Source organism: Streptomyces sp. NPDC046379 (genome assembly GCF_055587785.1).
In genome coordinates this window covers 341,075-364,819 of record NZ_JBVJFP010000001.1, presented here as the reverse complement: position 1 = coordinate 364,819, position 23,745 = coordinate 341,075, and the positions used below count along the sequence as shown (strand labels likewise).

The following is a 23,745-nucleotide window of genomic DNA, read 5'->3' as shown; positions in this document are numbered from 1 at the left end:
CGGTGGACGGCGGGCGGCGGGCGGCGGACGGGGGACGGGGGCATACGGCCGTGCGCACACGACAGGGCCCGGGACCCGGCGGATGCCGGGTCCCGGGCCCTGTGAGCCCGGAAGCCTGATCACTCCCGGGGCGCGGCCTCGACGCGGTACTCCGCACCCCCCGCGCCCCGCTCGCGCAGCTCGGCGCGGCGGACCTTGCCCGAGGTGGTGCGCGGCAGCGACGGGACGAACTCCAGCACCCGCACCCACTTCTCCGGCGGCAGCTCGGAGCGCGCCCGGTCCAGGACCGCCCACGCCGTCGCGGGCCCCGCGGCGTGACCGGGGGCGGCGACCACGTACGCCTTCGGCGCCCACAGGCCGACCGGGTCCGGCACCGGGACCACCGCCGCGTCGGCCACCGCCGGGTGCCGCAGCAGGACGTCCTCCAGCTCGCGCGGGGAGATGCGGTGGTCGAACGCCTTGAACATGTCGTCGGCGCGCGCCAGATAGGTCAGGGACCCGTCCGGGCCGCGGACCGCCAGGTCGCCGGTGTGGTAGTAGCCGCCGGCCAGCGCCTTCGCGGTGCGGTCCGGATCGCCGACGTAGCCCCGCATCAGACCGAGCGGCGGGTCCGTCAGGTCCAGGCAGATCTCGCCGGGCGTGCCGTCCTCGACCACGGCGCCCGTCTCCGGGTCGACCAGGACCACCGTGTGCCCGGGCAGCGGGTAGCCCATGCTGCCGGGGACCGGGATGCGTCCCGGCGGGTTGCCGATCTGGCCGGTCGTCTCCGTCTGGCCGTACCCGTCGCGCAGGTCGACCCGCCACTGGCGGGCGACCAGCTCGATCAGCGACGGCTCCAGCGGCTCGCCCGCCGCGGTGGCCTCCCGCAGCAGCGGCGGGCGCTCACCCAGGCCGAGCGCCGCCATCCCGCGCCACACCGTGGGCGGGGCGCAGAACGCCGTCACGTCGCGGGTGCGCAGGACCTCCAGGATGCGCGCCGGGGTGCTGCTCGCCGAGTCCAGCGCCACCACCGTCGCCTCGGCGTTCCACGGCACGAAGAAGGAGCTCCACGAGTGCTTCGCCCAGCCGGGGGCCGAGATGTTGAGGTGGACGTCGCCGGGTGTGACGCCGTTCCAGTACATGCCCGACAGATGGCCCACCGGATAGCTGACGTGGGTGTGCTCGACCATCTTCGGCAGGGACGTGGTGCCCGAGGTGAAGTAGCGGAAGAGGGGCGCGTCCGCGGGCGTGGGACCGTCGGGGGAGAAGTCGGTGCCGGCGCCCGTGGACAGTTCGTACGGCAGCCAGCCCTCGGCCGCGCCGCCGACGCCGATGCCCGTCCAGGCCCGCGGCCGGCCGTCGGCCGCCGCGTCGAACCGGCCGGCCAGGCCGCCCTCCGCGACGACGTACCGCACGTCCGCCCGCCGCAGCCGGTCCGCCAGCTCCGTCGGGGTCGCGGTGGTGTACGTGGGGATGACCACGGCGCCCAGCTTGATCGCGGCGAGCAGCGTCTCCCACACCTCCACCCGGTTGCCGAGCATCAGCAGCACGGGGTCCCCGCGGCGCACGCCCACCGACCGCAGCCAGGTGGCGACCTGGTCGGAGCGGCGGGCCAGGTCCGCGAAGGTGAACACCCGGTCGGTGTCCGGGCCGCCGTCGCCCACGATCCGCAGCGCGGCGGCGCCGGGCCGGGCGGCGGCGACCCGGTCGAACCAGTCGAGGGCCCAGTTGAACTCGGTCAGGCGCGGCCAGCGGAACTCGGCCGACGCCTTGGCCAGATCCGTGCGGTGCAGCAGCAGCAGGTCCCGGGCCGCCCGGAACCGCCGGGTCGCTTCGGACTCGGTCATGCCGCGCCTCCCCGGGCCGCCACCGCGTCGGCGTCGTCCGGCTCACCGGCCGCCGGCTCGTCGAGCGGGCGCAGGCTGTCCACCGCGATCGCGTCGGCGTCCCGGTAGAACAGGGTGCCCACGCCGGGCCGGCTGCTGCCGACCTGGGTGAACCACCGGGTGTGCTCGGTCGGGATGCCGAGCGCGTACAGGTCGCGCTGCACGACGCCCTGCGCGTTGACGACGTGGAACGGGCTGTCCGTCACCTCGAGCCCGCCGGTGACGAACCGGCCGCCGTCCGGGCCCTCGATGACGTACGGCCGCACCGTGCCCTCCTCCAGCAGCCGGCGCGTCAGCGCAGAGGTGTCCCGGTGCAGGTCGGGGGTGGGGATGCGGGCGTCGATCAGGGTCTGCACCACCCGGTCGGAACCGGCGACCTGGGGGGAGCCCACCGTGAAGCCGCCGGCCTCCTCGTCGGTGCCGAAGCGGGTCCCGGGACCGGCAACCTCCACCAGGCCCTGCTGGATCAGCGCGCGCAGCTGCTCGACCCGGTACATCGGCGGCCCGGCGGAGAGCAGGGCGTTCACCGGCAGGAAGCGGCCGTGGAAGAAGCCCGTGTGCGACTCGGGCAGCAGACCGCCGAAGTCGACGGCCTGACGGACCACGTTGCGGATGTCCCGCAGCACGTCCAGGGCGGCCTTGAGCGGGCCGTCCAGGGTGCCCAGCTCCGCCGCGGCGAGGTCCTCGTCCATCACCTTCAGCAGCCGCTCGCGGAACTGCTCCGGCGAGCCGAACCGCTCGTCGCCGAACGGGCGGGCCAGCGCGTTCAGATCGACCGGCGGCACGTTCGCCAGGCCGGCCGCGGCCAGCAGCGGGGTGCGGTCCCGGCCGGCGCGCAGCGCGTCGGCGTGCGCCCGCGCGAAGGCCTCGGCCGCCTCGGCGCCCTGGGCGATGCGGACGTGCGTGACGTAGTAGACGTGGTCCACCTCGTGCAGCAGCAGCGGCAGCACGTCCTCGGCGAAGTCGAGCTGCCCGGTGCCGCCCTCGGCGCGGCGCGCGGCGCGGGCGGCGCGCAGCGCGTCGGGCGTGAGGAACAGCGCCTTGTGGCTGTACGACGGCTCCTTCTGGTTGCGTCCGCGGGCCGGGATGGGCAGACCGCTGCGGGAGCCCGCGACGATCCTCGGCTCACGCCCGCTGGGCACGTAGCGGAGCATGCCGTCCGCGCCGGTCTCGAAGACGCCGCCGCGGCCCACGGTCAGCGACAGCATCACGTCGTAGAAGGAGAGTCCGAGGCCCCGGATGCCCACCGCGGAGCCGGCCGGGACGCTCTCCTCGTCCAGCGGCATGTCGGCCGCGGAGTCGCCGCAGAGATAGCGCACGCCCGGGGTGCGGGCCGCGAAGTCGAGCATCCGCTGCTCGAAGGCGTCGGGCGCGTTGACCGGGTGACCGGTGGCCAGGACGACCCGGTCGGCCTCCAGCAGGTGCGGCGCGGTGTCGAGGGTGAGGAGGTAGCCGTGGCCGGCGCCGGTGCGCACGGCGGTGACCCGGCCGGTGACCGGCACCAGCTCGACGTGGCCGGGCAGGCTGCGGGCGACGGTCCGGTAGACGTCGGCGAGATACTCCCCGTACCGCACGCGCGGGGCGTAGTCGTCGGGGCCGAGCGGCTCCTCGCCTGCCTCCTCGGCGCGCCGGGCGATCCACTGCCCGAGCGACGGGCCGGCGCCGGGCCGGTCGGGGCCGCCGTCGGGGTCGCCGGAGTACATGGTCACCTGGCTGATGACCGTGTTCATGGTGAACCAGTCGTCCTGGTCGGTGCGCCACACCCGGCCGGCGCCGACCTCGGTGGCGTCGATGAGGTGAATCCGCACCGGGCGCGGTTCCCGGCCTTGACCGGCCGCCTCGGCGGCCTCGGCCGAGGTCCGGACGGCGAGCCGCTCCAGGACCGACAGGCCGCGCGGGCCGCTGCCGACGATGGCGATGACGAGTGGACGCGTATCGGATATGTGTCCGGGCACAGGAGGTCCTAGAGGATCGGTGAGGAGCGCCCCGGTAACCGGGACGCGTGGACTGGGTGCGGGCGCCGGGGCCCGCCGGGTGCGAGGGCCCGGCGCGGCGCGGGGCCCCGGCGCCGCCGTGGACGGCCCGCCCCGGTCGCCTTGTCGCGGCCGGGGCGCACCGGGCGGGCGGGTGGTCCCGCCCGCCGCCGATGGCGCGGGAAGCGGCGGGGCCGAGTGCCGGTGTGGCGGGACGGCGGGGTGGGTCGGGCGCCGGTGCGGGCGCCGGGTTCCGTCGTCGGGGCGGGCCGGAGCCGTACCGGGCGGCGGACGGGCGGACGCCGCCGCCGCGGCGGGCGGCCCGCGGAGCCGGCCGGTGGGTCTGGACGGTGGGGTCGTGACGGGCGGTCACGACGGTCGGGCCATGACGGGTCGTCACGACGGTCGGGTCATGACGGGTGGTCAGGACGTCAGCGCGGCCGGCCTGTCCTGGTCCTCGGTTCCGGTCAGGGCGGCCCGGTCGAAGGCCTCCTGGGTGTGGGACAGCATGCCCAGCAGGTCGTCCGCCCGCAGCCGGTCGCGCCCCGGCGCGGGCAGCGCGCGGATCGGCATCGCGCCGGTGGCGTGCCACTGGAGGCTGCCGCGGGCGTCGATGTAACTGCGCGTGCGCTGGGCGTTGTCGGCGTGCAGGCAGTACGGCACGTCGAGGATGCCCCGGCGGAACGCCTCGACCAGCGCCCGCCCGGCGTCCGGGTGCAGTTCCAGCACCGCGTCGACCAGCGCCCGCGCCTCCTCCAGCACGCCGAACTCCCCGTCGGTGTGCGCGGCACGGCCCTGGTACTGGGCGGCGGCCAGCGCGGCCTCCTCCAGCGCCTGGACGTTGTCCGCCACCGTGGGGATGCGGTGCGCCTCGGCCGGCGTCTTGACGATCATCCGCTCGGTCCCGGTGAGCGCCGCCAGCCGTGCGCTCTCCCGCAGGAGTTCGAGCGCCCCGCCGGTCGTGCGCGGGAAGACGCCCATGTACGTGTAGAGCACGACGTGCCAGTCCAGGCCGGCCAGATGCTCGCCGGCCAGGGTGCGCAGGGCCAGCAGCGCCTCCGTGTCCTGACCGCGGTGGGTCTGCTGGGCGTAGCTGAGCGAGACGCTGCGCAGCCCGTGCTGCCGGAAGAACACACCCTCCAGCACCGACAGGGCGACCAGCAGGCTCGGCGGGCACAACTGGCCGAGCATGCAGCCGCCGAAGCTCTCCAGGTGCGTGCCGGGACGGGAGGCGAGCAGCTCGCAACTGCGCGCCCACGCGTCGACCGAGGAGGACAGCGGGACCCGGCCGTACGGCAGGCAGTACGAGACGGGGCCGCCCTCGGTGGCGTCGAGCCCGGCGTCCAGCAGGGCGCGGATGATGCCGATGGGGTTGGCCGAGCCGTGCCGGACCTGGATCGCGAAGCCGTCCCCGACCAGCCCGGAAACCAACTCCCGCGTGGTGTCGGGGCCGTGGGCCACGATGGGGTAGCCGTTGAGGTCGGTGCCCTCGGCCAGGGCGAGGCGGGCGGAGACGTCGTCGCCGACACGGGTGTAACTGTCGATGGTGAGCGTGCCGACGGTCCGGGCGCGCGCCGCCTTCACCGCCTCCAGCCCCTGCCGCATCCTGGGCAGGTCGGCGAAGCCCATGCGGGGCTGGACGACCAGCTGCCCGGCCCGGCCCGCTGCGGCGACCGCGGAGGCGAACGTGCCCTGTCCGGTCGCCGGGACGGACGTGTCCTGTCCGGCCGCCGGGACGACGCCGGCCGCGCCCTCCTGCCGGGCGGGGCCCGCCGGAGGCCTGTTGCCGTTCACCGGGCGCCCGACGCTGCGATGGCGGGCGTGGCGGACTCGCTGAGGTAGCGGCGGAACTCGGCGACGCCCGCCGAGTCCTCGAACACCGCGTCGAAGCCCGCGGCCAGCAACTGGGGCCCGTAGGTGCCCGCTTCGGCGCCGGTCACCCCCAGCTTGCCGCCGATGACGACGCGCACGTCGCGCAGGTCCGGCTCCTCGCGCAGCCGGCGCACGGCGCGGGCCCCGTCGAGCGCCCCGTGTCCGTTGACGCTGCTGATGACGACCAGTTCGGGCCGGACCCGCCGGCACTCCTCGATCAGCAGCTCGTCGGGCACGCACGAACCGATGTTGGTCACGTCGTGGCCCATCTCCTCCAGCAGCAGCTGGAGGAAGACCAGGTTCCAGGTGTGGGAGTCGGAGGAGACGCTGGAGACGAGCACACGGTGACCGCGGCGTTGTTCCACGGCGACCTCGGTGCGGTGCTGCGGGGCGGCCTGCGGGCTGCCGGGCAGCGGCTGACTGTGGTACGTGGTCACGACAGGATCTTTCGGTTCGGCGGAGCGCGGGTGACGGCAGGGCGCTCGGGACGGCCGACGCCGTGCGGCGTGCGGGGCGTCCGGGCGCGACGACGAGCGGGGACCGGAGGGGAGGGCGGGGCGGCCGGTCAGGGCGTGGGACCGCCCCGCCCGGCCGGGGTCAGGGCGCCGCGGTGATGCCCACCGGACGCACCGGCTTCTGCGGCGTCCGGGCGGAGGCCGGCCGGGTGCGGATGGCGAGCACGGTGCAGCCGGTGCGGCTGGACATCTGGTGCTCGGTGCCGGGGCCCTCGACGACCAGGTCGCCCTTGACGTAGGAGATGCCGTCGCTGTGGTCCAGCACGCCGTCCAGGACGAGCATCAGCTCGTAGCCGAGGTGCTCGTGGAAGTCGCCGTGCGCGCCCGGGGGGAAGCGCAGCAGCAGGCCCACCGAGTCCTCGCCCTGGGACTCGTCGGGCGCCCACAGGACGTGGTGCTCGACACCGATCCGGCCGGGCTCCTCCCACGCCACCCAGCTCAGGTCGTCGAGCTCGAAGCCGCTCCGAAAAGCGTTCGGGATGTATGAGATGTCGGACACTGGTATTTACCCTCTTTCGGCCTGCGGTCAATTCAGCTGCCGTCAAGCAGGCTATGCAGGCCGCGTGGGCGAGGATCCGCGTATTCACCGATGCCGGGTATCGGGGTTTCCGATGGGGGTGTGGGAGGTGTGCGGACAAGGGCACGCGAAAAAGCGGAAGGAAGGTGTTCGGGAAACCGGTTCAGCGGCTTTCCGGACACCTTCCTCCCGCCGGCTCGTGCGGCGTCGCGTCAGGCGGGCTGCGGGGTTTTCTCCTCGCTCATCCGCGTCGCCACGTCGCACACCGCGGTCACGGCGGGCCGGGCCAGCTCACGGCCGCCCCACAGGGCCCGCACGCTCAGCCGGACGCGGGGCAGCCCCGGCAGCACCGCCAGGCCGCCGTCGCCGTTCGCCGGGCCGACGGACTCCTGGGGGAGCATCGCGACGCCGTAGCCGGCGCGGGCCAGTTCGCGGGCGCCGCCGACGGAGCCCGCCTCGATGACGGCCGGGTCGATTCCGTACTGCTCGCGCAGGGCGAGGACCAGGACCTGGTGCGAGGCGCAGTCCGGATCGACGGCCAGCACACGGGTGTTGGCCAGTGCCTTTGCCGGGTCGGTCGCCTCGGCGAGGGACACCGCGCCGACGGGGACGACCTGGAGGTCCGGTAAGCGCTCCACGGTGATGCCCGCGGCGGGCGGACCGTCGGGCAGGCGGTCGCCGTGCACCAGGGCCACGTCCACCTCGCCGCTGCGCACGGCCTCCTGGGCGCGGCTGATCGACAGCTGCCGCAGGGAGACCTGGACCTTCGGGTACCGGTAGCGGCAGTCGTGCATCAGCGGGCCGATACGGGTCTCCAGCAGCAGCGCGGAGGCGCCGACGGTGGCCCGCCCCTCGACCTCGCCGGACGGATTCAGGGCCGACGCCATCTCGTCGACCACATGAAAAATTCGCTGGGTGTATTCGTGGAATATTTCTCCCGATGGGGTCAGTCTGACTCCATGTGGCAGCCGCTGGATGAGCTGCATACCTAACCGGGATTCCAGTGATCGAATGTGTGACGTCACACTTGATTGCGCGTAACCAAGGCTTCGTGCGGCCTTGGTGAGACTTCCCAGCCGGGCCACCTCACGAAAGGTACGGAGTTGATAGAGAGCCAGATCTAACGACACGTTTCCCCCTGCAACACGATCCGCTGTGCTCCCGGGGAACGCCGACCGCAGCCGTGCGGAGTCCGTGTGCCAGGCGCCCCGGGTGTCCCCCAACCGGCAGGTTGGCCACTTCCCCACTTGGCCCCCCGCCGGACCCGCTGCCAGACTAACGGGTCCGGCGGCGGTAGTGCGTTAGGATCCAGATCCTGCCATGCGGTCGCCCGGACGACAAGCGAGCGCAGCTCCCCCGGATATCAAACCGCTTGAATCGCACTCGAATTCGGCCCGATGAGGTGCACATGCCTTCAGACCTGCAGCCGCCTGCACCGGCCCCGGCCGGCGCTCCTCCGCTTCACGGTGAGCCGCTGCCCATCGAGTTCGCCAACACCGTGTTCCCGGTGCGCGACGTGCTCCAGGACCTGCTCCGCGTCCCGGCGGGGCTGGTCTGGTGGCTGGACGCCTGCCGCGACCGGCTGGCCACCCAGTTGCCGGCCGGCGCCCTGCGCGCCGTCACCGCCTCCGACGTGGAGTGCTTCGTGCTGCTGCGCGACGCGACCCGCCGGCTGATCCACGCCTACGTGAACCATCTGGCGCCCGACCCCGTCGACGTCGCCCAGGTCAACCGGGTCTCCGGCGTCGGGCGGTCGTGGCCGCTGCTGACCTGGCGCGAGGGCGCGCTGCCGTCGGCCGAGGAGGTCTTCACCGCCCCGCCCCTGGTGGCCGTCCAGGCCGAGATCGCGCACGGCCTGATCGCGCTGCTCTCCGGCGCCTCGGGCATCGAGCCGCGGGCCTGCACGGCGCCGGGCTGCGTGTTCTTCTTCGACCACGCGCGCTCCCGCCGGCAGTGGTGCTCCACCGGCTGCGGCAACCGCGCCCGGGCCGCCCGTCACTACGCCCGGCACGCCGGGGGGCATCGCCGCGACTCCGGCGGGCGCTAACGATCCGGTGTCGCCCAGGCCGTTAGAGAGGCTATGGCGAAAGGTTCATGCGGAGCACGGGGACGCGCCACAGGAGCGCGGGCCGGGCGCCGGCCCGTACGGCGACCGGTGTGCCGTGGACGACCGGGCGTACTGGGCGAGGTCCGCGAGCAGGGGCGTATGGCGAACGTGTCGGCCCGTGGTCGCGCCGCGACGCGCGGCGAACCGGCCCGTGGCCGGGGGCTCACCACCGTAGGTCCCGCGTGGGCCGGGGATTTGCCGAGAAGAGTCCCGTGGCCGGGTCCTACCGCGAAGAGTTCCGGGGCAGTGCGCGCGACGAGGGTTCGCGGCCGGTGCGCAACGGTGGGGGAGTCCGCAGGCGCGGGAACCGTCGGTCCATGAGCGGTGCGCGCGACGAAGTCCGGCGGTCGGCGCACACGGCGAAGTCCGGCGGCCGGCGCGCGCGACGAGGCGACCGCGACCGCGAGGGCTCCGCCGGTCCACCGGCGTCACCGCTTCGGGTGGCCCGACGGCTTCACCGTCCGGAGCGCGCCGTCAGCTCCACCGGGACCTGCCCGCACCACCGCACCCGGCACCGCACCCGCCCCCCGGGGCGTCCCCGAGTGCGACCGGGCTCATCGGACTTTCCGATCCCTGGCATCTGCGAAGCCAACGTTGGCGGGCCGCGATGCCGTCCTACGTTTTTGGCCAGAAGGCATCGCCCCGTGAGCGGCTTCCACGCCGGGGCGTCAGGGCCACAACAGACAGGGATCACCCATGCTCCGCACCGCACGATCCACCAGCACCGTCCGCAGACTCGCGGTGACCACCGTGGCGATGGCCTCCTTCGCCACCCTCGCCCCCAGCCAGGCGCTGGCCGAGGACGCGACGGATCCGGTCACGTCCGCGTCGGCCGTGTTCAACACCGCCCGCGGCGGCAACGACCACGTCCTGTACTGGAACGGCGTGCTCCTCGACATCTTCCGCCACAAGGGCGGCACCCCCGGCCCGCTCGGCCGCGGCGGCGCGATGATGGACCTGGCGATCTACGACGCGGTCAACTCCATCAAGACGATCGGCAAGCCGTACCTGATCAAGGACACCTCGGCCGCCGGCCAGTACGGCGCGCTCAACACGGCCATCGACTACGCGGCCTACACCGCGCTGAAGAACGCCTTCCCGCACTTCCCGGTCGCCGAGCTGGACGCCCGGCTCCAGAAGGCCCTCGCGATGCCGAACTCCGGCAACTTCAACCAGCGTGAGCGGGGCCGGCTGCTGGGCATCAAGACCGCCGAGGCGATCATCGCCGCCCGCACCGGCGACGGCTCCGACGACACCACGCCGTACGTCGCCAACACCGCTCCCGGCCACTGGCAGCCCGCCGCCGGCAAGCCCGCCGGCGCGCCCAACTGGGGCAAGGTGAAGCCGTTCGCCCTGACCTCCGGCTCCCAGTTCCGGCCCGGCAACATCGGCGGCTTCAACAGCGCCGAGGAACTGCTGAAGAGCCCGGAGTACGCGGCGCAGGTCAACGAGATCAAGCGGATCGGCGGCAAGGGCTCGACCGAGCGCACCGCCGACCAGACCCAGATCGCCCACTACTGGGCCAACGACCTGGACGGCACCTACAAGCCGATCGGCCAGCAGTACGACCACACCATGGTCATCTTCCGCAAGTACCGGCCCAACGGCACCTCCCTGGAGAGCGCCAAGCTGTTCGCGCTGACCTCGGTGGCCATGGCCGACGCCGCCATCGCCGTGTGGGACTCCAAGTACCTGAGCGACTGGGACGTGTGGCGTCCGGCCGACGCCATCCGCCGCGCCGACGAGGTGCCCAACCCGGGCATCGTCGCCGACCCGACCTGGCAGCCGGAGGAGCAGGACGTCGCCGGCAACAGCTTCAGCCCGAACTTCCCGTCGTACGTCTCCGGACACACCGGCATCGGCGCCGCCTGGGCCGGCGCGGTGAAGAACTACTTCGGCACCGACAACCTGTCCTTCACCGCCGGCACCGACGACCCGCTGGCCAAGGGCGTCACCCGCTCGTTCCCGAGCATCAGCGCCGCCGCCAAGGAGAAGGCCGACAGCCGTAAGTACATCGGCGTGCACTTCGAGTGGGACAACCAGGCCGCGCTCGAGATGGGCTACAAGGTCGCCAACCACGTGTCCGCGACCATCATCAACTAGTACGGCCCGCACCGCCCGACGGGGCGCCCGCTCTCCGTGGGCGCCCCCTCGCCCCCTCCTCCCGGCGGCACGCGGCGGAGGTCAACCCGAGGCCCGGCTACGACGGTTGTGCCGGGCCACGCGGACCCGGTTGCCGCATCCCGCGGTGCACCAGGCCCGGCGGGCGTGGCTCTTGACGAAGAAGAGCACGCAGCCCGGTGCGCCGCAGGCCCGCAGCAGACCGGCGTGTCCCCCGGAGAACAGGGACACGGCCGACGCCGCCACCTCCCCGAGCGCCACGCGCAGGGGATCGGACTCCAGCCACCGCGGCACCGCCTCCCAGCCGGGGCCGGGAACCAGTTCCGGCCACTGGACGGCGAGGCGGGCCGTGGCGTTGACCGTCGCGGTGTGCTCCGGCGGCGGGGCGCCGCCGCCGACGTGCGCGGTGGCGAGCGCGCGCAGCGCCCGGCGCAGCGTCAGGAACGCGGGCAGATGTTCCGGCCCGGCCGGACGACGTTCGCCGAGAACCTCGGCGAGGGCGGGACTGAACGCCGCACGGTGGTCGTCCAGCCAGGCGTCGAGTGCGCCGGGGGCGTCGAGCGCGTCCACCAGGTGACCGCGCAGCCCGCCCCTGATGTAGGTCGTGTTGACCAGGTCCAGCGGCAAGGGCTCGCCGGTCAGCGGCAGTTGGTCGATGGCCGCCCGTCCCGGGCCCGGCTCGGTTCCGTCGTGCATCGTCCCATCCTGCAGGTCGGAAACGTTCCCCAGAAGCTAATGGGTTGCTCTACCATCTAACCGTTAACCGACTTTTGAGAGGGGCATGACGCATGTCCGAGTCCACGGTGGCCGAGCCGGCCTCCATGAAGCGGTTCACGACCGCGCTGGCCGGCAAGGCCCCGGCCCGTCCGGCGAACTCCTTCATCTCCATGGCGACCCTGGGCGGCGTGGTCGCGCTGGTCCTGCTGGTGGCCATCGGCGTACTGCTCGACCAGACCGTTCTCATCCCGCCGCTCGCCGCGAGCGCCGCCCTCGTCTTCGCCGCTCCCGCCCTGCCGCTGGCGCAGCCGCGCAGCGTGATCGGCGGCCAGCTGATCTCGGCCCTGGTGGGCTTCGTCTGCCTGGCCGTCGCCGGCAACTCCACCTGGACGGCCGCCGTCGCCGGCGGTCTGGCCATCGGCGCGATGGCGCTGGCCCGCACCCCGCACTCGCCGGCCGCCGCCACCTCGGTCATCGTCGTGGTCACCGAGCCGTCCCCGGCCGTGTTCCTGTCGCTGCTGGCCCTGGCCACCCTGGTCCTGGTCGGCGTCGGCATCCTCACCGGGCGCAGCGGCAAGACGGCCCGCTACCCGAGCTACTGGTGGTAGGGGGCGGTCATGCCAGGTCGATACGGACACCTGCTCTTCACCCCCGAGGTACAGGAACACCAGCGCCGGAACGGAAGCCGGCGCGGATACGCCGCCATGACCGAGGCTCCCCCGGCGGAGCAGCGGCTGACGGCCGCAGAGGCGGAGTTCGCCGCCACCCGGACCAGCTTCTACCTGGCCAGCACCAGCGCGTCGGGCTGGCCCTACGTCCAGCACCGCGGCGGTCCGCCCGGTTTCCTGCGGGCCCTCGACGACCGGACGCTGGCGTTCTGCGACTACCGGGGCAACCGGCAGTACATCACCGTCGGCAACCTCGACCACGACGACCGCGTGGCCCTGTTCCTAATGGACTACCCGTCGGCGACCAGGCTGAAGATCCTCGGCCGGGCGCGGACGGGAGACGTCCGGGACTGGCCCGACGAGGCCGGTCCGCCGGTGCCCGAGGGGTACCGGGCCGTTCTGGAGCGGATGGTCAGGATCGAGGTCGAGGCCTACGACTGGAACTGCCCGCAGCACATCGAGCCCCGCTTCACGCCCGCCGAACTGGAGGACGCACTGACCCCGGTGCGCCAGCGCATGGCCGAACTGGAGGCGGAGAACCGCCGCTTGAGGGCAGCCCTGGGCGAGAGCGCCGCCGAGAGGACGGAGCACGCTCCCGTCCGGTGAGGTGGGTCACACCGACTGGACCTCAATCAGGCTTGAGGTAGCAGGCTGTCGCACGTACACAGACCGCCGATCATCGACCGGATCGTTGATCACGGATCAGATCGCCTCTCGCGGATCGGATCGGTGATCACTGCTCTGATCACGGACATCTGGAGAACTGCCATGGCCACGCTGCTGCACATCGACACCTCCTTCAGCGGGGAGAACTCGCACTCCCGCGCCGTCACCGCCGCCTTCCGCAGGACCTGGGAGAGAGAACATCCGCAGGGCACGGTCGTCTACCGCGACCTCGATGCCGAACCGGTGCCCCACCTCGGGGCCGCCGCCTACTACGGCGGCCACCTCCAGCCCGCCGAGCGCAGCCCCGAGCAGCGGGAGGCCGTCGGGCTGCGGGAACGCCTGATCGAGGAGGCAGAGGCGGCCGACGCGCTGCTGATCGGGGCCCCGATGTACAACTACTCCATCCCGTCGACGCTGAAGGCCTGGATCGACCAGGTCTTCCTCGTCGGCCGCACGTCCAGGAGCGGGGCGGCGTCACTGGCCGGCAAGCCCGCCGTCGTCGTGGCCAGTCGCGGGGGCTCCTACCGCGAGGGGACCCCGCAGCACGGCAACGACTTCGTGGAGAGCTATCTGCGACACGTCCTCGGCAACGGCCTCGGGCTCGATCTCACCTTCATCCACCCGGAGTTGACGTTCGCCCCGGTCGTGCCCGCGATGGCGGAGCTGATCCCGCAGTTCGAGGCCGCCCGGGCCGAATCCCTCGCGGCAGCCGAGTTCCACGCCAAGGAGCTCGCCGTACGGCTCACCGCCTGAGTTCTCCTGCCCGCCGCCCCGCCCGTGCCGCCCGTACACCAGCGCCGGTTAGCATGCGCTGCGCTGCCGGGGGCGGCGCGGGGATGTTTCCAACGGGGGGAGAACACTGTGTTCGTGCTGTCCATTCTGCTGCTCGTCGCGGCGGTCGTGCTCTTTTTCGTCGGCCGCTCGAGCAGCGGCGCCGGCGGCCGGCGGATCGGGGCGGCGCTCAGCGCCGTGGGCGGCGTGCTCGCCGGCGTCTTCGCCTGCGTGCACGTCGTGAGCGCCTACGAGGTCGGCGTGCCGGTGACGTTCGGGAAGGTCGGCTCGCCCCTGGCCTCCGGCATCCACTTCACGTCGCCGTTCACCGACGTCACGTCGTTCTCCACCCGCCCGGTGGACCTCAACCTCAACGACGACGAGGTCGTGGAGGTCCGGTCCTCGCAGGGCGGCGTGCTGTACGCCGACGTCACCATCAAGTGGGCCGTGGTGCCCGACGAGGCCGTGGCGCTGTACCGGCTGGCCGGCAGCGAGGAGGCCATCCAGGAGCGTCTCGTGCTGGCGGACAGCCGCGAGGTGATCCGGAACGTCTTCGCCCGGCACACCAGCGAGGAGGGTTACGCTTCCGCCCGCGAACGGATCGGCTCGCAGATCGAGGAACTCATCAAGGAGCGCCTCGCCCCGCGCGGCATCGACGTCACCGCCGTCAACCTGCGCAATGTGCGGCCGTCGAAGAAGCTGCAGGAGCAGATCGACAAGAAGATCCAGCAGGAGCAGGCCACCGAGCGGGCCGTCGAGGCGTCGCGCACCGCCGAGGCGCAGGCCGAGCGCAAGCGGATCGAGGCGGAGGGCATCGCCCGCGCCAACAAGATCATCGAGCAGTCGCTGAGCGAGAAGGTCCTGTACAACCAGTGCCTGGAGGCCTACAAGGAGGCCGCCAAGGCCAACCCGGTCTACGCGGTGCCGTGCGGCACGGACGCGAACGGTACGCCGGTCATCGTCGACAGCGGCAAGAACTAGCGCCCGGCGCGGGCTCCGGCCCGCGCCCGGACACCGGAACCGGTCCGGCGCCAGAACGGGGCCCGACGCCGGGAACCGGTCCGGCCCTAGGAACCGGTCCGGTCGGTCGCCCCGGTCGCCCCGCGGCGGCGTGCGATCGCCGTGCGCAGGGCCGTGCGCAGGTGCGGGGGCGGCGGTGGGCCCTGCGCGGCGGCGCCCGCCGTGACGGCGGCCGCGACCGTGCGGAGCTTGGTGTTGGAGACCTGGGAGGCCTCCCGAAGGATCTCCCACGCCTCCTCCGAGGTGCAGCCGTGGGCGGCCATCAGGATGCCGCGCGCCTGGTCGATCACCGGCCGGGAGACCATGGCCCGGCGCAGCTGCTCGACCTCCTCGCGCAGCTCCCGCAGCTGCTCCGCCCGTTCCCGGGCCACCGCCGAGGGGACAGTGGCGCCGGCCCCCGGCGCGGCCGGCGGCCGGACCGGGCCGCGCAGCGGGTCCACGGCGTCCAGGCCGACCAGCTCCAGCACCCGCCGGGGCTGCCCGCGCCAGCCGGTCGCCGACATCTCGGCCCCGTGCCGGCGGCCGTACTCGGCCAGCATGTCCAGGAACTCCCGGCCGGCCGTGTCCATGAAGGTCACCCCGGCCAGGTCCACCTCGACCCGGCCGACCGGGGTGGGCAGCCCGGCCAGGGCCTCGGCCAGGACGTCCGCGCAGCCGTGGGTCAGCTCCCCCCGGGCCGTGAGCACCGCCCGGTCCGGGCCGGGCGCGGCGACCTCGACAACGAGAGGGCCCGGACGCCGTACGTCCGGCCGTGTGGTGGGAGTGGGTGGCGCCGCTGAGGTCATGTCACCGCCTTCGTGGTTCCCGCCGGCCCGGGCCGGCCGTGCACAGACACATGTGTCGGACAGCGTTGTGCCGCGCCTGCCCGGTGTGGTGCGCGGTACACCCGGGCGGCGGGGAATGATGAGATGACTCGCGGGTACGAGCCCTTGCGTCCGGGACAATGGGGTGGACGACGGGATCGTGCCGGAGCCGCGGGCCGTCCGGGCCGCCCGCAGGCGACGGCGGCGGCCGGGACCGCCGCCCGCCCGATCGGGGAGGACGGGAGGAAGAGCCGTGCGGAGCCGGTCCGGCGCCACGGACCGCGGACGCGGAGCGCGTGCCGTGCCCCGCGTGCCGCACACTGTGTTCCGGACACCGGAACCTTCCGGCGCGAGGCGGCGTCGTCGTTCCGGGCCTGACCTGTCGTGATCGAGGTGGCGATGTGATGAGTGCACCAGTCGAGTCCTTCGGCTCCGGCGAGCCGGCCGGCTCCGTGCTCTCCCGCGCGTCCCGCCCCGGCGACGGCGTCTTCGCCGACCCCTTCGTGCACCCCGCGCTGTTCTACGCCGACGAGCAGGAGTACGTCGACGGCACCGTCCCCTTCGTGCGCGACGGACTGGCGGCGGGAGAGCCCGTGGCGGTGGCCGTGCCCGGCAAGAACCTCGACCTGATCCGCGACGGACTCGGCGACGTCGCCGGAGCGGTGCGGTTCCTGGACATGCGCGAGGCCGGGCGCAACCCCGGCCGGATCATCCCGGGCGTGCTGCGCGCCTTCGCCGACGCCCAGCCGCCCGGCCGCCGGGTGCGCATCATCGGCGAGCCGATCTGGGCCGGCCGCTCGGCCGACGAGTACCCGGCCTGTGCCCAGCACGAGGCCCTGATCAACGCCGCGTTCACCGGCCGCCGGGTGACCATCCTGTGCCCGTACGACGTCCGGCGCCTGGAGGAGCGGGTGCTCACCGACGCCCGTGCCACCCACCCCACCCTGATCCGCGCGGGCCAGGAGGAGGGGAGCGCCGCCTACGACCCCGACGGCGTCGTCGGCCGCTACAACGAACCGCTGCCCGCCGTGCCCGACGCCCTGGCGTTCCCCTTCGACGCGACGACCCTGCCCCTGGCCCGGCACACCGCCACCGGCGAGGCCGCCCGGTTCGGTCTTGAGGGCACCCGGCTGGAGGACCTGGCGCTGGCCGCGGCCGAGCTGACCACCAACAGCGTGGTGCACGGCGGCGGTTCCGGTGTGCTGCGGGTGTGGTCCGAGGGCGGGTACGTGGTGTGCGACGTACGCGACCGGGGGCGGCTGTCCGACCCGCTGGCCGGCCGCCGCCCCGCCGACCGCGACCAGCGCGGCGGGCGCGGCCTGCTGCTGGTCAACCTGGTCGCCGACCTGGTGCGGATCCACGCCGGCGAGGACGGTACGACGATCCGCTGCTGGTTCGCCCTGTCCGGCTGAGCGGCGCGCCCGGCCCCGGCGGGCAGGTTCGGGAAGCGGGGCTCGGGAAGCCGGGATCAGGAACCCGGGCGCGGGAAACGGCGCTCAGGAACCCAGCGGATCCAGCGAGATCGGCTCGATCCTGCCCTCCAGCATCGTGCCGAGCCCCTGCACCGCGCACACGTCGGGGCGTTCCGCGATGTGCACCGGCATCCCGGTCGCCTGCCGCAGCATCTGGTCGAAGCCGGGCAGCAGCGCGCTGCCCCCCACCATCATGATCCCCCGGTCGCCGAGGTCGGCCACCAGGTCCGGCGGGCAGGCCCGCAGCACCTTGCCGATGCCGTCGAGCACGGCCGTCAGCGGCGTCTGGATGGCGTCGCGCACCGCGGCCGTGTCCACTTGCACACTGCGCGCCAGCCCCGTCGCCACGTCCCGGCCGTGGATCTCGGTGGACGCCGGCCCGTGCGAGGTCAGCCCGTTGCCGGACAGCGCCAGCTGCAGGGGCCGCACCGACTGGCTGGGCAGCATCAGCTCGTGCGCGTGCCGCAGGTGCAGCACGATCGCGTTGTCCACCGCTTCCCCGCCCACCGGAATCCGCTCGGCGGCGACGATCGACCCCAGGGACAGCACCGCGACCTGCGTGGCCGCCGCCCCGCACACCAGCACCATCGTCGCCTCGGGCTGTTCCACCGGCAGCCCGCAGCCGACGGCGCCGGCGATCAGCGTGTCGACCAGCTCCACCCGGCGTGCGCCGAGCCCGACCAGCGTCTCGACGGTGGCGCGCCGGGCGAGCGGGCCCGCGTCGTGCGGGATGCAGGCCGCCGCGCGCAGCCGGGGCTTGCGGCGCAGCGCACGGCGGATCTTGTCGCCGAGCAGGTGACGCAGCATCCGCTGGGCCATCTCGATGTCCACGACCGTGCCGCCGGACACCGGCCGGACCACGCGGATGTAGTCGGGGGTCCGGCCGGTCATCTGCTCCGCGAACTCGCCCACCGCGATCAGTGCGCCGGTGCGGGTGTTCACGGCGGCGGCGGACGGCTGGTCCACGACGAGTCCGGCGCCCTTGACGTACACCCGCGTGCGCGCGGCCCCCAGGTCGACGGCGAAATGGCAGCGGCGCAGCTGCTCCAGACTGGCGGTCATGGGTCCTCCCGAGGCACGGACGGGGCATGGTGCGTGGGACCGCCGGGCGGCGGGCCTCCCTCGCATCGTGCGCCGCGCGCGGCGGGGGACGCCTTCTGGAGGGGGCCGGGCGGGGTGCCGCCGAACGGGGGGTCCTGGCGCGCGGCCGTCCGCCTACCCCCTGTCGTGCACGGCCCCCAGCAGCGGCTCCAGCGTGGCCACCGTGATCTCGCAGCCCGCCGCGCGCAGTTGGTCCTCGACGGTGCGGGTGCGGGCGTACCCGACGAAGGGCAGCCCGGCCTGCTGCGCGGCGGTCAGCTCGGCGACGGACGAGCCGATGAGCAGGCCCTCCTCGCGCGGGCCCAGGGCGCGCCGCAGGCAGTCGGGGTGCGGCATGAGCCGGCTCAGGTCGGTGCCCCGGCCGTGCACACCCGCCAGGGGCAGGTCGAAGGGGGCGAGGCAGCGGTCCACGGCGTGTGAGCTGACGTCCGTGACGATCCGGACGGCGCGGCCGGACTGCGACAGGGCGCGGACGAGGGCGCGGGACCTGTGGGTGGCGGGCGCGTCGGGGACGGCCCGCAGTTCCAGCTCCTCCAGCCGGTGCGCCAGCAGCGGCCCGATCCGGTCGTGCGCGAACGTGCGGAGCACGTCGAGCGGATGCGGGAACGCCTCCGTGCCGAGGGCCCGGGTCGACAGGCGGCCCGCGAAGGCGTCCTCGGGGTCGCGGTGCTCGGCCACCAGCGCGAGCAGATCCAGCGTGGCCTCCCGCGCCGTCTGCGCCGAGTACAGGCGGACGACCGGGCCGTCGAAGCCCAGCAGCACGGTCTCGGTGCGGGCCAGCAGCCCGGGCAGCGACCGCGCCGACGCCGCCGCGACCGGTGGCCCGGGCGGTGGCGCGCTCTCGGGGGCCAGTCGCACCGAGCACGACACCGACAGCCCCGGCACCGGCCAGCGGCGCAGCGCGTCGTGGAGCGCCCGCTGCGCGCCGCCCGCCCGGCGCACCGGATGGCGGCGGGTGACGCGGGGCGCGGTGTCCAGCAGGTGTTCCAGCAGCCGCTCCGACACCCGTGCCGTGTCCCCGCGCACGAACGCCACCGGGTCGTCGACGTGCCAGGTCAGATCCACCGCGGCGGCGAAGGTGCCCCGGCCCGAACTGGGCAGCGCCACCTGGTGGAAGGACTGCTGCGGGGTGAGGTCGACCTCGTAGTAGGTGGCCGGACGCGGCGGTCCGCCACCGTACGGCAGGGCGGGGTCGAGCAGGGTGAGGAGGCCGTCGGGGCCGGTGTGCACGATCGCCGTGCGGCCGGGCACCGGGATGCCGAGCCGGCGCAGGTCGTCCGTGACGAAGGGGCCGCGCACCAGGTCGCGTTCCTCCGGTTCGGGCGCCGCCTCGGACGGCGGGCAGTACCAGGCGATCGGCGGCGAATTCGCGGGGCCGGAGTGCAGCGGGTGGAAGCGCTGCGGGCCGAGCGCCGCCGAGCTGCCGGCGAACTCCTCGTAGAGGGACGGCGGTACGACGACCTGAAGACCGGCGTCGGCCCGCTCCTGCAGGTCGGTGACCTCCGCCGGCAGGGCGCCCGGCTGCCAGAACGTCACCCGCAGGCGCGGTGCGTCCGTCAGCTCCGGGAGCACGCGCAGCACGGCGACCAGCACCGGGAGCAGGTAGGCGTCGGGCCGGGTGTGCACGGCGTAGCCGTTGGCCCGCACCCGCACCTCGTACTGATGCGGGCCGAACGCGCCGCGATCGAGGACCTCGTGCACGGCGACCTCCAGGCCGATGCGGGCCTCGGGGCGGCCGCCGAGGTCGTCGGTCTCGAAGAGGATCACGGCCCCGTCGCCCCGGTCCTCGGCGGCCGCCCGCGTCTCCAGCTCGCGGCGCAGCTCCCGCAGCCGGACGCGGGCGGCACGGGCGGCGGGGCCGGGGACCGCGTCGAGCGGGTCGCCGCGGAAGAGGCCGAGAGCTTCCCGGACCCGGGCATGGCCGGGCTCGCCGGAGAGGAGTTCCTCGCAGTGGCGGACGTCGACGTAGGCGTCGGGGGCGTGGAGGGCGTAGCCGTCGGGAAGGGCGACGACGGCACTGGGACGGAGGTTCGTGCGCAGCTCGGCGACGAGGCGGGCGAGGCGGTCGACGGCCGCCTGCCTGCCCACCGGCTCGTCCCAGAGTCCTTCGGCCAGTTCGGTGAGGCCGACGCGCCGGCCGTGGGCGAGGACCAGCATGCACAGCAGTGCCTCGGCCTGCGGGGAGAGCCATGTGACGACCCGCTCCCCGGCGGCGACCGTCAACGGGCCGAGCAGTGCGAAGCCCTGCGAGGCGGAGCGGTCGTCGGCGGTCGTGGGGACGTCGGCGGCGCACCGTGCGGCCTCGTGCGGATCGCCGTCGGCGATGCGCTCCTTGAGCTGCCGGTGCTCGGGCGGGAAGGATACGAGGCGCGCCAGCTCGCGCAGCATCCCGGCCAGTTCGGCCAGGTCGGACCGCGTGCTCCAGCCGTCGGCCTCCGTGCCCAGCGCGAACCGGCTGATCATCACGGTGCCGTCGGGACGCAGCAGCAGGCCCCGCGTGCCCGGCTGCCCCCGCACCAGGCCGTGCGCGTGCAGGGCGTCCAGGCCCGCCACGGTCTGGCGCACCAGCCGGGCGAACACCCGGAAGGACAGTTCCTCGATCCCGCCGTCGACCAGTTCCGCCAGCGTCAGCCCGTCCGTGAACTCGGCCACGAGGTAGGGCGTCGCCCCCTCCACCCCGAAGTCCCGCAGATGGGCCACGTGCGGACTCGCCACGTCGGCCAGCGCCCGCGCGTCCCGCAGGAACCGCTCGTCGGGCGCGGTCTGCTCCGGATACAGGTGCACGGCCACCCGCTCGCCGGTGCGCTCGTCCACCGCGTCCCACAGCCGCATCCCGCCTCCCCGGCGCCGGACCAGCCGGTACCGGCCGCCGACCGGGCGTTCCGGCGTGTCCCCGCCCAGCCGCCGTACCGTCTCCTCCCGCACCGCGGCGAACGCGGCGCCCGCGTCCCGGCCGCCGGCCGTCTGCGCGCGGAACTCCCCGGCCGCCAGCCCCGCCCGCGCGTCGATCAGGCCGCCGACCCGGGTGAGCAGGTCGCGGGTGCCGTCGCGCGCCGTGCGGGGCAGGGTGCGCAGCAGCAACTCCCGCACCCCCGGACGGAACGCGTACGAACCGGGCGGTCCCGGCACGGCCGTGAGCATGCCGCTGAGAATGACCTCGGCGAGGTGCTGCGGGCGCGGATCGCGGTCCACGGCCCGCTGGACCAGCCGCATCACCGGCACGGACGGGACCGCCAGCGCCAGGTGCCCGGCGAGGCGGAAGGCCTCGGGGGAGGCGGTCGCGCGAAAGCGCAGGACCAGGTCCTCCGGCGCGGAGGCGGCGAGGTCCGGGACCGGTTCGGCGGGCGCGGCGGGAGAGGGCGGCAGCCAGGCCACCGCGCCGGGTGTGCGCCGGCCGCCCGGGGCGGCGATCAGCGCGGCCCAGTTCGCCAGCCAGACCGGGCCGGGCTCCAGGACGGGCAGCGGCACGGCGCCCGGCGGCGGCGCCGGGGCGTCGGGGTCGTACGGGGTGAAGGCGAGCGCGGCGGCGGGGGCGGCCGTGGCGGGGGCGGTGAGGGTGCCGGGCCCGGCGGGCAGGGCGGTGGTCTCCCACAGGCGTTCGGGGAGCGGCTGGACCACGGCGAGCGGCATGTGGCGCGCCCAGCGGCGCAGGGAGCGGTACCAGCGGTCGCCGGCGGGGCCGGGCCGCCATTGCGGGCCCATGCAGTCGCTGACGACGAGGGTGACCGTGCGGCCGTCGTCGGAGTCCGGCACATGGCGGGCCCGGCCGTCGGGTCCGGCCGGGTGCAGGGTGATGGTGCGGAAGACGCCGGACTGGGCGAGCGCGGTGTGCAGTTCGCGGACCAGGGGTCGCCAGACCGGCATGGTGGGGCCCGTGTCGTGGACGAGGTTCAGGCGCAGCCAGCGGTCGGGCGCGGGGCGCAGCACGGGCAGCCAGACGTCGGGGTGCGCGCCGAGCCGGGCGATCCGGTCGGCGGTCGCGTGCTCGTCCAGCACCGTGGCGCGGGGCGCGGCCACCCGGCGCTTCAGCGGGCGCAGGGCGCGCTGGAGCGCCAGCGGGTGCGGGAGCATCGCGGGGGCGGGCGCGAGGAGCGGCGCACCGCCGCCGTCCGCACCGGGGGCGGGGGGCCGGGGGGAGGGGAGGTGCAGGGTGACGCGGGTGTCGGGGGAGGAGTGGGCGGGGTCGGGCCGCGGCGGCGGCGCCGGAGGGGCGAGAGGCGCGGGCGGACGCGGCGTCGTGGGCGCCGGGGGCGCGGCGGCGGGACTCGCCGGCCGCTGCGTGCCGGCCGCTTCCCCGGCCGGTGCGCCCAGCAGCCGCGCCAGCCAGACCAGTTCGGCCAGCTCCCGTGGCGTGGGCACGGCCTCCGGGGAGCCGTCCGCCCCGGCCGCCGCGGCGAGGGCCGCCCGGAGGCGCGCCAGCGGCGCGGACGCGTCAGAAGCCATCGCCGTCCGCCGCCGGCGAGAGGTACGGCATCAGCTGCTCGGCCAGCTCGTCCACCGAACCGGCGTCCAGGCCGGCGATGCCGGTGAGGTAGATGGCGTTCAGCAACTGGTCCGTGGCCAGTTCGCCGCCGCCCGCGCGCTCGAGGAAACCGGTGATCAGGGACAGCGCGCGGTCGTCGGGGTCGCCGAGGTGGGCGCGGACGATCTCGGTGAGCTGCTCCTGGCCGGGTCGGCGCAGCTTCAGCCGGACGCAACGGCGCAGGAAGGCCGGCGGGAACTCGCGCTCCCCGTTGCTGGTCAGGACGACGAACGGGAAGGCGCGGCAGCGCACCCGGCCCCGCTCCACCGGCACGCGTTCGTCGGTGCCGTCCACCAGCACCGTCGCCCTCGGGGTGTGGCGGGCGGCGCGGACCAGTTCCGGGATCTCGTACTGGCCCTCCTCCAGGACGTTGAGCAGGTCGTTGGGCAGGTCGAGGTCGCTCTTGTCGATCTCGTCGACGAGCAGCACGCGCGGCCGGGTGTAGGGCAGCAGGGCGGTGCCGAGGGGGCCGAGGCGCAGATGGTCCTCGACGCCGGCTTCGGGGGTCCCGGGGCCGGGGGCGCCGGGCGGGGAGGAGGCGGTCCGCCCAGGGCCCATCGTCTGCCGGGCGGCGTAGAGACGGGACAGCGGGTCGTACTGGTAGAGGCCGTCGGCGAGGGTGCTGCGGCTGGTGATGTTCCAGCGCAGCACCGGACCCAGCCGCAGCTCGCGGGCCACCGCGTACGCCAGCGACGACTTGCCGGTGCCGGGCGGGCCGGTGACCAGCAGCGGGCGGCGCAGACACAGGGCGGCGTTGACGAGCCGCACGCTCTCCGGGGTGGGCACGTAGGTCTTCGCGCGGTGCACCCGGTCCGGGGACACGGCGGCCTCGTCGGCGGTGTCGAGCGGCGGGGCGAGCGGGGGTCCGCCGTCGAAGGCGCGCCACGGCGGCGGGTCGGGCAGCTCGGCGATGCCGTCGTGCGGCTCGCCGCCGCCGGTGTACACGGACCAGTGGGGCATGGGGAGTCTTTCTGTCGCTCTGCCGGTCTGTCGCTCTGTCGTCGCTGTGGCGTCCCGTCGGTCCGTCGCTCCTTC

18 protein-coding genes and 1 pseudogene are annotated in these 23,745 nt (G+C 74.5%); 7 read left to right on the top strand and 12 right to left on the bottom strand.

What is annotated here, in order from left to right; genetic code table 11:
* Positions 1-119: 119 nt before the first annotated feature.
* From ACZ6KF_RS01660 to ACZ6KF_RS01630, 7 genes and pseudogenes are all read right to left on the bottom strand, one after another.
* Positions 120-1,826 (bottom strand): AMP-binding protein, encoded by a 1,707-nt coding sequence (locus tag ACZ6KF_RS01660; protein WP_469157964.1) that lies wholly within the window; start codon positions 1,824-1,826, stop codon positions 120-122.
* Positions 1,823-3,820, bottom strand: coding sequence for an FAD/NAD(P)-binding protein (locus ACZ6KF_RS01655; protein ID WP_469157965.1), 1,998 nt, complete (start codon positions 3,818-3,820; stop codon positions 1,823-1,825). Before ACZ6KF_RS01655 ends, ACZ6KF_RS01660 begins: the two co-directional genes overlap by 4 nt.
* Before the next feature lie 441 nt (positions 3,821-4,261).
* Complete coding sequence (locus tag ACZ6KF_RS01650) at positions 4,262-5,632, bottom strand: methylaspartate mutase (protein WP_356627649.1); 1,371 nt, start codon at positions 5,630-5,632, stop codon at positions 4,262-4,264.
* Entirely contained in the window at positions 5,629-6,147 is a 519-nt protein-coding gene (locus tag ACZ6KF_RS01645) for a cobalamin B12-binding domain-containing protein (protein WP_356627648.1), read from the bottom strand. The genes ACZ6KF_RS01650 and ACZ6KF_RS01645 overlap by 4 nt, the downstream gene beginning before the upstream one ends.
* 160 nt (positions 6,148-6,307) lie before the next feature.
* A complete protein-coding gene (locus ACZ6KF_RS01640; RefSeq protein ID WP_356627647.1) occupies positions 6,308-6,724 on the bottom strand; it encodes a cupin domain-containing protein in 417 nt (138 codons plus the stop codon).
* 230 nt (positions 6,725-6,954) lie between these two features.
* The gene (locus tag ACZ6KF_RS01635; RefSeq protein ID WP_356627764.1) at positions 6,955-7,629 is read right to left on the bottom strand and encodes a substrate-binding domain-containing protein; all 675 of its coding nucleotides are present in this window, start codon (positions 7,627-7,629) and stop codon (positions 6,955-6,957) included.
* Positions 7,630-7,686: 57 nt separating this feature from the next.
* A pseudogene (locus ACZ6KF_RS01630) lies at positions 7,687-7,872 on the bottom strand (helix-turn-helix domain-containing protein); the annotation flags it as partial.
* 278 nt (positions 7,873-8,150) lie between these two features.
* On the opposite strand from ACZ6KF_RS01630, the gene ACZ6KF_RS01625 reads away from it, so the two are divergent.
* Together ACZ6KF_RS01625 and ACZ6KF_RS01620 are read left to right on the top strand one after the other, a co-directional pair.
* Positions 8,151-8,789, top strand: a complete 639-nt coding sequence (locus ACZ6KF_RS01625) for a CGNR zinc finger domain-containing protein (RefSeq protein WP_356627646.1) — start codon at positions 8,151-8,153, stop codon at positions 8,787-8,789.
* A 756-nt stretch (positions 8,790-9,545) separates the two neighbouring features.
* Positions 9,546-10,952: a vanadium-dependent haloperoxidase gene (locus ACZ6KF_RS01620; protein WP_356627645.1), complete on the top strand. Its 1,407-nt coding sequence runs from the start codon at positions 9,546-9,548 to the stop codon at positions 10,950-10,952.
* 81 nt (positions 10,953-11,033) lie between these two features.
* Here ACZ6KF_RS01620 and ACZ6KF_RS01615 read toward each other — a convergent pair whose 3' ends face one another.
* Positions 11,034-11,666 carry a CGNR zinc finger domain-containing protein gene (locus tag ACZ6KF_RS01615; RefSeq protein ID WP_469236778.1) on the bottom strand — a complete coding sequence of 211 codons (633 nt, stop codon included), beginning with the start codon at positions 11,664-11,666 and terminating at the stop codon, positions 11,034-11,036.
* Positions 11,667-11,758: 92 nt separating this feature from the next.
* On the opposite strand from ACZ6KF_RS01615, the gene ACZ6KF_RS01610 reads away from it, so the two are divergent.
* The 4 genes from ACZ6KF_RS01610 (at position 11,759) to ACZ6KF_RS01595 (ending at position 14,773) form a co-directional block, all read left to right on the top strand.
* Positions 11,759-12,295: an HPP family protein gene (locus ACZ6KF_RS01610; protein ID WP_469157967.1), complete on the top strand. Its 537-nt coding sequence runs from the start codon at positions 11,759-11,761 to the stop codon at positions 12,293-12,295.
* A gap of 96 nt (positions 12,296-12,391) precedes the next feature.
* Complete coding sequence (locus tag ACZ6KF_RS01605; protein WP_356627643.1) at positions 12,392-12,961, top strand: pyridoxamine 5'-phosphate oxidase family protein; 570 nt, start codon at positions 12,392-12,394, stop codon at positions 12,959-12,961.
* Between the two features lie 162 nt (positions 12,962-13,123).
* The gene (locus tag ACZ6KF_RS01600; protein ID WP_469158168.1) at positions 13,124-13,774 is read left to right on the top strand and encodes an FMN-dependent NADH-azoreductase; all 651 of its coding nucleotides are present in this window, start codon (positions 13,124-13,126) and stop codon (positions 13,772-13,774) included.
* Positions 13,775-13,888: 114 nt separating this feature from the next.
* Positions 13,889-14,773 (top strand): prohibitin family protein, encoded by an 885-nt coding sequence (locus ACZ6KF_RS01595; protein ID WP_469236776.1) that lies wholly within the window; start codon positions 13,889-13,891, stop codon positions 14,771-14,773.
* 86 nt (positions 14,774-14,859) lie between these two features.
* On the opposite strand, the gene ACZ6KF_RS01590 is transcribed toward ACZ6KF_RS01595, so the two are convergent.
* Positions 14,860-15,597 carry an ANTAR domain-containing protein gene (locus tag ACZ6KF_RS01590; RefSeq protein ID WP_469236774.1) on the bottom strand — a complete coding sequence of 246 codons (738 nt, stop codon included), beginning with the start codon at positions 15,595-15,597 and terminating at the stop codon, positions 14,860-14,862.
* A gap of 422 nt (positions 15,598-16,019) precedes the next feature.
* Here ACZ6KF_RS01590 and ACZ6KF_RS01585 point away from each other — a divergent pair, with 422 nt between their 5' ends.
* A complete protein-coding gene (locus ACZ6KF_RS01585) occupies positions 16,020-17,027 on the top strand; it encodes an anti-sigma factor RsbA family regulatory protein (protein ID WP_469236772.1) in 1,008 nt (335 codons plus the stop codon).
* An 84-nt stretch (positions 17,028-17,111) separates the two neighbouring features.
* Here the strand turns inward: ACZ6KF_RS01585 and ACZ6KF_RS01580 are convergent, their stop codons facing one another.
* The 3 genes from ACZ6KF_RS01580 to ACZ6KF_RS01570 all read right to left on the bottom strand — a co-directional run bounded on the left by ACZ6KF_RS01580 (position 17,112) and on the right by ACZ6KF_RS01570 (position 23,670).
* The gene (locus ACZ6KF_RS01580; RefSeq protein WP_356627638.1) at positions 17,112-18,149 is read right to left on the bottom strand and encodes a rod shape-determining protein; all 1,038 of its coding nucleotides are present in this window, start codon (positions 18,147-18,149) and stop codon (positions 17,112-17,114) included.
* 153 nt (positions 18,150-18,302) lie between these two features.
* Entirely contained in the window at positions 18,303-22,631 is a 4,329-nt protein-coding gene (locus ACZ6KF_RS01575) for an SAV_2336 N-terminal domain-related protein (RefSeq protein ID WP_469236769.1), read from the bottom strand.
* Entirely contained in the window at positions 22,621-23,670 is a 1,050-nt protein-coding gene (locus tag ACZ6KF_RS01570) for an AAA family ATPase (protein ID WP_469236767.1), read from the bottom strand. Before ACZ6KF_RS01570 ends, ACZ6KF_RS01575 begins: the two co-directional genes overlap by 11 nt.
* Positions 23,671-23,745 lie beyond the last annotated feature (75 nt).

Coding starts and splice junctions, on each gene's coding strand:
- ACZ6KF_RS01660 (WP_469157964.1), bottom strand. CDS start 1,826: ATGACCGAGTCCGAAGCGACCCGGCGGTTCCGGGCGGCCCGGGACCTG.
- ACZ6KF_RS01635 (WP_356627764.1), bottom strand. CDS start 7,629: ATGGCGTCGGCCCTGAATCCGTCCGGCGAGGTCGAGGGGCGGGCCACC.
- ACZ6KF_RS01625 (WP_356627646.1), top strand. CDS start 8,151: ATGCCTTCAGACCTGCAGCCGCCTGCACCGGCCCCGGCCGGCGCTCCT.
- ACZ6KF_RS01620 (WP_356627645.1), top strand. CDS start 9,546: ATGCTCCGCACCGCACGATCCACCAGCACCGTCCGCAGACTCGCGGTG.
- ACZ6KF_RS01615 (WP_469236778.1), bottom strand. CDS start 11,666: ATGCACGACGGAACCGAGCCGGGCCCGGGACGGGCGGCCATCGACCAA.
- ACZ6KF_RS01610 (WP_469157967.1), top strand. CDS start 11,759: ATGTCCGAGTCCACGGTGGCCGAGCCGGCCTCCATGAAGCGGTTCACG.
- ACZ6KF_RS01605 (WP_356627643.1), top strand. CDS start 12,392: ATGACCGAGGCTCCCCCGGCGGAGCAGCGGCTGACGGCCGCAGAGGCG.
- ACZ6KF_RS01600 (WP_469158168.1), top strand. CDS start 13,124: ATGGCCACGCTGCTGCACATCGACACCTCCTTCAGCGGGGAGAACTCG.
- ACZ6KF_RS01590 (WP_469236774.1), bottom strand. CDS start 15,597: ATGACCTCAGCGGCGCCACCCACTCCCACCACACGGCCGGACGTACGG.
- ACZ6KF_RS01585 (WP_469236772.1), top strand. CDS start 16,020: ATGAGTGCACCAGTCGAGTCCTTCGGCTCCGGCGAGCCGGCCGGCTCC.
- ACZ6KF_RS01580 (WP_356627638.1), bottom strand. CDS start 18,149: ATGACCGCCAGTCTGGAGCAGCTGCGCCGCTGCCATTTCGCCGTCGAC.
- ACZ6KF_RS01575 (WP_469236769.1), bottom strand. CDS start 22,631: ATGGCTTCTGACGCGTCCGCGCCGCTGGCGCGCCTCCGGGCGGCCCTC.
- ACZ6KF_RS01570 (WP_469236767.1), bottom strand. CDS start 23,670: ATGCCCCACTGGTCCGTGTACACCGGCGGCGGCGAGCCGCACGACGGC.